Below are 8426 nucleotides of genomic sequence, written 5' to 3'. Positions count from 1 at the left end.
CGCCATCGAGGAATCAATCAACGGACGGCCACGTAAGATTCTGAATTGGCATACGCCCCAGGAAGTCTTCTCAATGTTGACCCTGGACCTCGTCAGAGGTGTTGCACTTGAAGCTTGAAACCGCCCTGGTACCGGAGCCCCTCAATATACGGCTGGGCAGACCCGCCCTTGGGATATTGAATGTAGACAAGACGGCGTCCAACCTGATATTCGCATTGCGATACGTGCGGACCAACATCCCAATGTCCAAGCATCCTTTCCCTTGAAAGATCAATCCTCGGTGATTTAACGCGCTTCATATCGCCTAACATGGGCATATTAATCGGCTCAGCCAACGCGTGAGGGTTGGGCGTCGGAGTCGCTCGCAGGCGGGTCGTCTGAAATCATGTCCGCCATCCCCTTGACGAGGCGCCGTGGTGCCGTGTTGGACCTTCAGATAGGGCGAGCCATCTGTTCTGCGCAGGAAGGGGACCGGCTTTCCGCATCCCTCGCACTGGCCCTGCGCCCGGAAAAGCAATTCCGCCACGATATATGAGTTGCGCTCGTGGCCGATGGTCGTGGCAAGGTCCTCCCTTGATTGTTCCGCCCCCAACAACGGCGCATTGATGCCGTGCCCATTTATGGGCGAAGTCCCGGCTTCTAACCTTCAGTCATCGGCAAACGCAAATGCCGTACCGAAGCAGAACCCTGATCGACACGCTCTCTCCAAGGACACCATCATGAACGCCAAGACCCTGATCGCCTCCGCCCTGATCGCCCTGTCGACCGCCGCCGTGCCGGCCTTCGCGCAGAGCTACAGCCATCTGGACCCGATCACCCCATCGCAGAAGTCGCGCGCCGAGGTGCTCGCCGATCTGCAGATCTACCGCGAGTCCGGCCTCGCCGCCGTCGACCGCACGGAAGACTTCGACCTCAACCCCGGCCAACGCGCCAAGGCCCAGGCCCGTTACGCCGAGCTGAAGGCATCGCCCAAGTACGCGCAACTGGTCCAGCAATTCGCAGCGAAGGAAGCCGCCAAGGGTTCAAGCTCCGAAGGCGTCTCGGCTCGCTGATCCGCGCTCGCATGCAGAACGCCAAACGCCCGGCTCGTGCCGGGCGTTTCGCATTCCTCCGCGTCGCTGGACCATCAGAGACCGGCGATCCCTCGATGCCCTTCAGCTGATGGACGTATCGACCCGGAACGCGATCTCGATGAGCTGTTCCGGGAAGGCCAGCCGGGACACCCCGATGAGATTGCTGGCCACTTGCGGCGTCGGCCCATAGAACCGGCGCCGGACCTCGCCTGCGACCGCAAAGGCCGCGTCCACGTCCAGCACGAACAGCGTCTCCTCGACGACCTGGTCAAAGCGGGCACCGAACTGGGACAGCAGCCGGCGCGCATTCTCATAGGTCGCCTGCATCTGGACGGCCATGCTCGAAAGGTCCAGCGGCCTGCCGCTGGCGTCCAGCGCCGCCGGTCCGATGAGCGCCCCTTTCTCGTCATGGCTCAACTGGCCAGAGATGTAGATGGTGTGACCCACCTTCACCGCCTGGGCGTAGCCGTAGGCCTGCTCCCAAGGGACTCCCAGCTGGGCAACTTCCTTCACCGTGCCGCGAGCTTCTTCAAACATGGCGCCTTCTCCAGGATGATCAAAGGCCTGATGCTGCCGAAGCCGCAGGCCCGGTGACACCCCGATTGGAGAGAGGCAGGCATCTGCCAAACGCGCCTGGCGCGAGCACGCCCGCCTCAGCGCCTCACCGTCTCATGGCCCCCACGCATACTGCGCCGACACCGCCACGATGTTGCTCCCGAGCTTGTACGAGCCCTGCAAGCTGCTCCCCGAAGCCGACCTCAGATCCACCGACGGATCCTTGAGGAACAGGTGCGTGTAGCCGACGCTGTAGCTCAGCCGCTTGCTCGCGCGCCAGGTCGCCCCGAGCGACAACCACCGCCGGTCGACATCGGGCACACGAACATCGCGCACCGCGTCGGTCACCGGCGTCTGGTCGTAGGCCACACCGCCACGCAACGTCCATTGATCATTGGCCCGGTACTCCGCGCCGATCGAATAGAACGACGTGTTCCGATACCCGAAGTGCAGCGTCTCGCTGGGCAGTTGGGATTGGAAGTCCAGCACGACGTTGCTGAACTTGCCCCACGCCGTGTGCGAGTAGTCCGCCATCACCGTCCAGCGCTCGTTCAGCTGCTGCGAGAGGCTGAGCGTCCACGAGGCAGGCAAGGTGATGTCGGTGCTGGCCGTCGTGTCGACGAAGGTCCCGGGCCGCGCGGCGGACAGGATCGCGTTCGCGGCCGCCGGCACCGTGAAGCCGACCTTCGCGCCGTCCGGCGAGTGCTTGACCTCCGAGCGATAAGCCAGTCCGATCGACAGCCCATCCGCGGGCCTCAGCAGCGCGCCCAGCGTGTAGCCCAGCTCGGTGTTGTGCCCATCGATGTCCAGGCGGCCGTCGGCGCTTCCCGGCAGGAAGCCCGGCACGCGCGAGGCCGCCAGCAAGGCGCCGAAGTCGACCGCGTCGCGCAGCTTCACCTCCAGGCGCTCGGCGAAGACGGACGCCCCGAGCGACAACATGTCGTTGACCTTGTAGGACAGCGCGGCACCGACGTCGACGGCCTTCAGATCGGTCTTGATGCCGTGATAGCGGCCCACCCAGCCGTCGTCGTATTCGGTCTTGAATCCGAACGGCGCCGTCACCGACAGCCCCAGGTGGAGCCGATCGGTCAGCGGCGTGTGGAAGTAGAGCGACGGCACCGGCGACGTGTCCCCGGCATTGCCACCGTTCCCGCCCGTCAACGGGCGGCCCAGCGCATCGCTGCCCGCGCCACGGAACTTGACCGAGTAATCGATGACCGCGACGTCCGCCTGGAACAGGCGCCCGTCCAGCAGCGTCATCGCGGCGGGATTGTTCGCGACCACCGTCGCATCGCCGTCTTGGCTGATCGAGCCGGCGAAGGCCCTGCCCTGCCCCGCGGCGCTCTGCTCCTTGAGTTGGAAGGCGGCCGCGTGGGCCACGCCGGTGCCGGCGAGTCCCGCCGCAATTGCGACGAGCGCGCGGCGCTGAGCCTTGTTGATCTTCATGCTGGGCTTGTCTCCTGTGAGCGGGCCGGCCGGCCCATGGTGATGAATCAGGGGTTCCGGGGGCGCGGGGCAAGCGCCGTGGCGGTGGGCTCGGACGGCTGCCATCCGCCGCCGAGCGCCTTGAATGCGCCGACGGCCGCGCGCGCCGATCCGGCTCGCGCCTGGACCTGCGCATCGGCGGCGCGGAGCAGGTTCTCGTCGGCTTGCAGCACTTCGATCAGGCTCACGACGCCCTTCTGATACGCAGCGAACGCGGCCCCGCGCGCGCGGCGAAGGGCGTCCACGCCCTGCGTGAGCACCGCAGCCTGCTCTTCGCGCTTGACCAGCGCGGTGAAGGCGTTCTCGACGTCCTCGCCGGCCTGCAGCACGGCCAGGCGATACGCCGCCAGCATCTCGGCCTCCTGGCCCCGCGCCAGACGAATCTGCGCGTCGATGCGGCCGAAGTCGAACAGCCGCCAGCGCAGTCCGACAACCCCGGCCGCCTGGCTCGCGCCGCCGCTGAAGAGCTGGCCCGCCGACACCGACGTCGCATTGCCGATCAGGCCGCTCAGCGAGAGCTTGGGGTAGTACTCGGCCATGGCCGCGCCGATGCGCGCGTTCGAAGCTGCCAGATGCCGCTCGGCGACGATCAGGTCGGGGCGCCGCTGGAGCAGATCGGCCGGGGCGCCGATGCCGGCGATGCCCGGCGCGGCAGGCACGTCCGCGTCCTCTAGCTGGGCCGCGCCGGTGCCCGCCGGGCTCCCGAGCATCACGTCCAGCGCGTTCGTGGCCGCGTCCAGGCCCTGCTCGAGTTCGGGAATCACGGCCTGCGCCTGCGCCAGTGCGCCCTCGGCCTGGCTGACCTGCAGATCCGCCGCCAGTCCCTTTCCATTCAGCAATCGGACCGTGGACAGCAGGTCCTGACGCGTGCGGACCTGATCCCGCGCGATCACCAGCCGCGCCTGCAGTCCGCGGATGGCGATGTAGAGGTCGGCCGTCTGAGCAGCCACGGCCAGCCGCGCCGCCACGGCGCCGGCTTCCGAAGCCTGGTACTCGGCGATCGCGGCTTCCCGCTCGCGCCTCAGGCCGCCGAAGACGTCCAGCTCCCAGCTCGCGTTGCCATTCAACTCGTAGGCGCTGCCGTGGCGATCGAATCCGGGCCGCGAATCGAGGATCCGCCCGAGCGGGGTCTCCACGGACTGGTAGGCGCGCGCCGCCTGGCCGCTGACGCTGCCGATGGGCAGCAGCGCGGCGTTTGCGGCGCCCACGCCCGCCTGCGCCTGTGCGACGCGGGCAACGGCGCGCGCCAGGTCCAGGTTCTGCGCCAGCGCCAGCGTGACGACCCGCGTCAGCTGAGGATCGCCGAAGCCCTCCCACCAGCGCACCAGATCGGCGTTCGCCGCCGCCTGGCGCTGATCCACCTGGGATTGCCCGTGGAAGCGCTCCGGCAGATCGGACCGGGGAGGGACGTAGTCGGGACCGACGGCGCACCCTGTGGCCAGGCCGGCCGCCATCAACGATGCAACAAGGGATGCGGCGGCGAGGCTGCGCGACATGGGGACCTCTCAAAAGGCGAAACGGGATGTTCGAAGTGACTATATTACTAAATGGTCACTCGTTGTCCATCCGGGTCGAGTCGCGTAAGCTGCCGTGATGAAAACGACAAGCAGCCCTCCCACCCCCTCGCGGGGTCCCGCGGACCACGAGGTCCGCGACCAGGTCGTCGCCGCGGCCACCGAGCACTTCAGCCGCTATGGCTACGAGAAGACGACGGTGTCCGATCTGGCCAAGGCCATCGGCTTCTCCAAGGCCTACATCTACAAGTTCTTCGAGTCCAAGCAGGCCATCGGCGAAATGATCTGCGCCCAGTGCATCGCGGAGATCGAGTCCTCGGTCGCAGCCTCGCTGGCGGACGCGGCATCGCCGCCGGACAAGATCCGCCGCCTGTTCAAGGCATTCACCGAGGCCAGCCTGAGGCTGCTCTTCCAGGACCGCAAGCTCTATGAGATCGCGGCCTCGGCCGCCACGGAGCAATGGGCCGTGGTCGCCGCCTATGAGCAGCGCGTGCAGCAGCTGCTCCGCGACGTGCTCCAGGAAGGCCGCGCCAGCGGCGACTTCGAGCGCAAGACCCCGCTCGACGAGACCGTCATGGCCATCTACCTGGCCCTGCGTCCGTGCGTCAACCCGCTCATGCTCCAGCACAGCCTGCATCTCGCCGACGAAGCCCCCGGGCATCTGTCGAGCCTCGTCCTGAGAAGCCTGTCACCCTGAAATTCCCCGCGCCAACAGAGTGACCGTTGACTAATTTGGTCACTAGTTCCAGAATGAAAGCCTGATCACTCGTCATTGAGGCTTTCATGCGCCGGCGCCGCCTTCCCGTTTCCACGCTTCTTCTCAGCCTGCCGGTCCTGCTCGCGGCCTGTGGCGAGAAGCCAGTTGCCGATCCCCGCACCGAGGCGCCACTGGTGCGCGTGGCCACGGTGCAGACCGCGGCGCCCGCGACCCGGTCGTTCACCGGCACCATCGGCGCCCGGGTCCAGAGCGATCTGGGTTTCCGCGTTCCCGGCAAGGTGCTTGAGCGGCTGGTGGACGCCGGGCAGACCGTCAAGCGCGGCCAGGTGCTGATGCGCATCGATCCCGAGGACCTGAAGCTGGCCGCCCAAGCGCAGCAGGAGGCGGTGGCGGCGGCGCGGGCGCGGGCCCGGCAGGCCTCCGAGGACGAGGCGCGCTATCGCGATCTGCGCGGCACCGGCGCCATCTCCGTGTCCGCGTATGACCAGGTCAAGGCGGCGGCCGACGCCGCGCAGGCCCAGCTCAGCGCGGCCGAGGCCCAGGCCGATGTCGCCCGCAACGCCAGCCGCTATGCGGTGCTGCTGGCCGATGGCGACGGCGTCGTCATGGAGACGCTGGCGGAACCGGGCCAGGTCGTCGCCGCGGGACAGCCCGTGCTGCGCCTGGCACACGCGGGACGGCGCGAGGCGATCGTGCAGTTGCCTGAAACGCTGCGCCCGGCCCTGGGCTCCAGCGCCCAGGCGACGCTTTTCGGCCGCGGTGGCGACGCATCGCCCGCCAAGCTGCGGCAGCTCTCGAACGCGGCGGATCGGTTGACCCGCACCTTCGAGGCCCGCTATGTGCTGGAGGGCGAGCTCGCCAGCGCGCCGCTCGGCGCCACGGTCACCGTGCAGATCCCGGAGGGCCCGGCGTCGCCGGCCGCCGGCGCCTACGTGCCGCTGGGCGCGCTGTTCGACGCCGGCAAGGGGCCGGGTGTGTGGGTCGTCCAGGGGGAGCCGGCCAAGGTGTCCTGGCGGCCGGTCGCCGTCCAGCGCCTGGACGAGGAAGGCGCGCACATCGGCGGCCAGATCAAACAGGGTGACCGGATCGTCACGCTCGGCGCGCATCTGCTGCGCGAAGGCGAGCAGGTCCGCGTCGGCTCCGGCGCGGCGGTGGCGTCCACGGCGGGAGCCCGTCCGTGAGCGAAGGGCGATTCAACCTGTCGGCCCTCGCCGTGCGCGAACGGGCCATCACGCTGTTCCTGATCCTGCTGATCTCGCTGGCGGGCGTGGTCTCGTTCTTCAAGCTGGGGCGCGCCGAGGATCCCTCCTTCACCATCAAGGTGATGACCATCATCACGGCCTGGCCCGGCGCGACCGCACAGGAGATGCAGGACCAGGTGACCGAGAAGATCGAGAAGCGCCTGCAGGAGCTGCGCTGGTACGACCGCAGCGAGACTTACACCCGCCCGGGACTGGCTTTCACGACGCTCACGCTGCAGGACAGCACGCCGCCCTCCGCGGTGCAGGAGGAGTTCTACCAGGCCCGCAAGAAGATCGGCGACGAGGCGCGCAACCTGCCGCCCGGCGTGATGGGCCCCTTCATCAACGACGAGTACTCGGACGTCACCTTCGCGCTGTACGCGCTCAAGGCCAAGGGCGAGGAGCCGCGCCTGCTGGTGCGCGACGCGGAGACCCTGCGCCAGCGGCTGCTGCACGTGCCGGGCGTCAAGAAGGTCAACATCGTCGGCGAGCAGGCCGAACGCATCGAGGTGCAGTTCTCGCAGGAGCGCCTGGCCACGCTGGGTCTGTCGCCACAGGACGTCTTCGCCGCGCTCAACAACCAGAACGCGCTGACGCCGTCCGGCTCGGTCGAGACCCGCGGGCCGCAGGTGTTCCTCCGCCTGGACGGCGCCTTCGACGAGCTGCAGAAGATCCGCGACACACCGCTGGTGGCGCAGGGACGCACGCTGAAGCTGTCCGACATCGCCACCGTCAAGCGCGGCTACGAGGATCCCGCCACCTTCCTGATCCGCAACGGCGGCGAGCCGGCGCTGCTGCTGGGCGTCGTGATGCGCGAGGGATGGAACGGGCTGGACCTGGGCAAGGCGCTGGACCGGGAGGTCGGCGCCATCAATGCCGCCCTGCCCCTGGGCCAGGCCCTGACCAAGGTGACCGACCAGGCCGTGAACATCGACGCGTCCGTCGACGAGTTCATGATGAAGTTCTTCGCCGCGCTGCTGGTGGTCATGCTGGTGTGCTTCGTCAGCATGGGCTGGCGGGTGGGACTGGTGGTCGCCGCGGCGGTGCCGCTGACGCTGGCGGTGGTCTTCGTCGTGATGCTGGCCACCGGCAAGAACTTCGACCGCATCACGCTGGGCTCGCTGATCCTGGCACTGGGCCTGCTGGTGGACGACGCCATCATCGCCATCGAGACCATGGTGGTGAAGATGGAAGAGGGCTACAGCCGCATCGCGGCGTCCGCCTACGCCTGGAGCCACACCGCGGCGCCCATGCTCTCGGGCACGCTGGTCACCGCCGTCGGCTTCATGCCCAACGGCTTCGCGCGCTCCTCGGCCGGCGAATACACCGGCAACATGTTCTGGATCGTCGGCATCGCGCTGATCGCGTCGTGGGTGGTGGCGGTGGTCTTCACGCCCTACCTCGGCGTGAAGATGCTGCCCGACCTCAAGCGCGTCGAGGGCGGGCATGACGCGCTCTACGGCACGCCGAACTACCAGCGCTTCCGCCGGATGCTGAGCTGGGTCATCAGCCGCAAGTGGCTGGTCGCCGCTTCGGTCGTCGGGCTGTTCGTGCTGTCGGTGCTGGGCATGGGCGCGGTGAAGAAGCAGTTCTTCCCGGTCTCGGACCGCCCCGAGGTCCTGGTCGAGGTGCAGATGCCCTATGGCTCGTCGATCGCCCAGACCAGCGGCGCCGCCGCGAAGGTCGAAGCGTGGCTGGCCAAGCAGGGCGAAGCCAAGATCGTGACCTCCTACATCGGCCAGGGCGCGCCACGCTTCTACTTCTCGATGGGCGCCGAGCTGCCCGATCCCTCGTTCGCGAAGATCGTCATCCGGACGGACAGCCAGGACGAGCGCGAGGC

7 protein-coding genes are annotated in these 8426 nt (G+C 68.0%); 4 read left to right on the top strand and 3 right to left on the bottom strand.

The features are described from left to right. Positions 1–719 precede the first annotated feature (719 nt). Positions 720–1052: a DUF4148 domain-containing protein gene (locus ABDW61_RS26400; RefSeq protein ID WP_343643062.1), complete on the top strand. Its 333-nt coding sequence runs from the start codon at positions 720–722 to the stop codon at positions 1050–1052. A gap of 102 nt (positions 1053–1154) precedes the next feature. On the opposite strand, the gene ABDW61_RS26395 is transcribed toward ABDW61_RS26400, so the two are convergent. The 3 genes from ABDW61_RS26395 to ABDW61_RS26385 form a co-directional block, all read right to left on the bottom strand. Next, positions 1155–1610, bottom strand: a complete 456-nt coding sequence (locus ABDW61_RS26395) for a RidA family protein (RefSeq protein ID WP_343643060.1) — start codon at positions 1608–1610, stop codon at positions 1155–1157. Between the two features lie 132 nt (positions 1611–1742). After that, the gene (locus tag ABDW61_RS26390; RefSeq protein ID WP_343643058.1) at positions 1743–3074 is read right to left on the bottom strand and encodes an outer membrane protein transport protein; all 1332 of its coding nucleotides are present in this window, start codon (positions 3072–3074) and stop codon (positions 1743–1745) included. 47 nt (positions 3075–3121) lie between these two features. After that, the gene (locus ABDW61_RS26385; RefSeq protein ID WP_343643056.1) at positions 3122–4609 is read right to left on the bottom strand and encodes an efflux transporter outer membrane subunit; all 1488 of its coding nucleotides are present in this window, start codon (positions 4607–4609) and stop codon (positions 3122–3124) included. Between the two features lie 97 nt (positions 4610–4706). On the opposite strand from ABDW61_RS26385, the gene ABDW61_RS26380 reads away from it, so the two are divergent. The 3 genes from ABDW61_RS26380 to ABDW61_RS26370 all read left to right on the top strand — a co-directional run. Next, on the top strand, positions 4707–5324 hold the full coding sequence (locus ABDW61_RS26380; RefSeq protein ID WP_343643055.1) for a TetR/AcrR family transcriptional regulator: 618 nt from the start codon (positions 4707–4709) through the stop codon (positions 5322–5324). Positions 5325–5410: 86 nt separating this feature from the next. Continuing rightward, positions 5411–6526, top strand: coding sequence for an efflux RND transporter periplasmic adaptor subunit (locus ABDW61_RS26375; protein WP_343643053.1), 1116 nt, complete (start codon positions 5411–5413; stop codon positions 6524–6526). Continuing rightward, on the top strand, positions 6523–8426 hold a 1904-nt coding region (locus ABDW61_RS26370; RefSeq protein ID WP_343643051.1), incomplete at its 3' end, for an efflux RND transporter permease subunit. The genes ABDW61_RS26375 and ABDW61_RS26370, both read left to right, overlap by 4 nt.

This window comes from Roseateles sp., from assembly GCF_039595595.1.
Taxonomy (GTDB): Bacteria; Pseudomonadota; Gammaproteobacteria; order Burkholderiales; family Burkholderiaceae_C; genus Roseateles.
The sequence above is the reverse complement of the archived record's forward strand: the minus strand, read 5'-3'. Positions and strand labels throughout refer to the sequence as shown.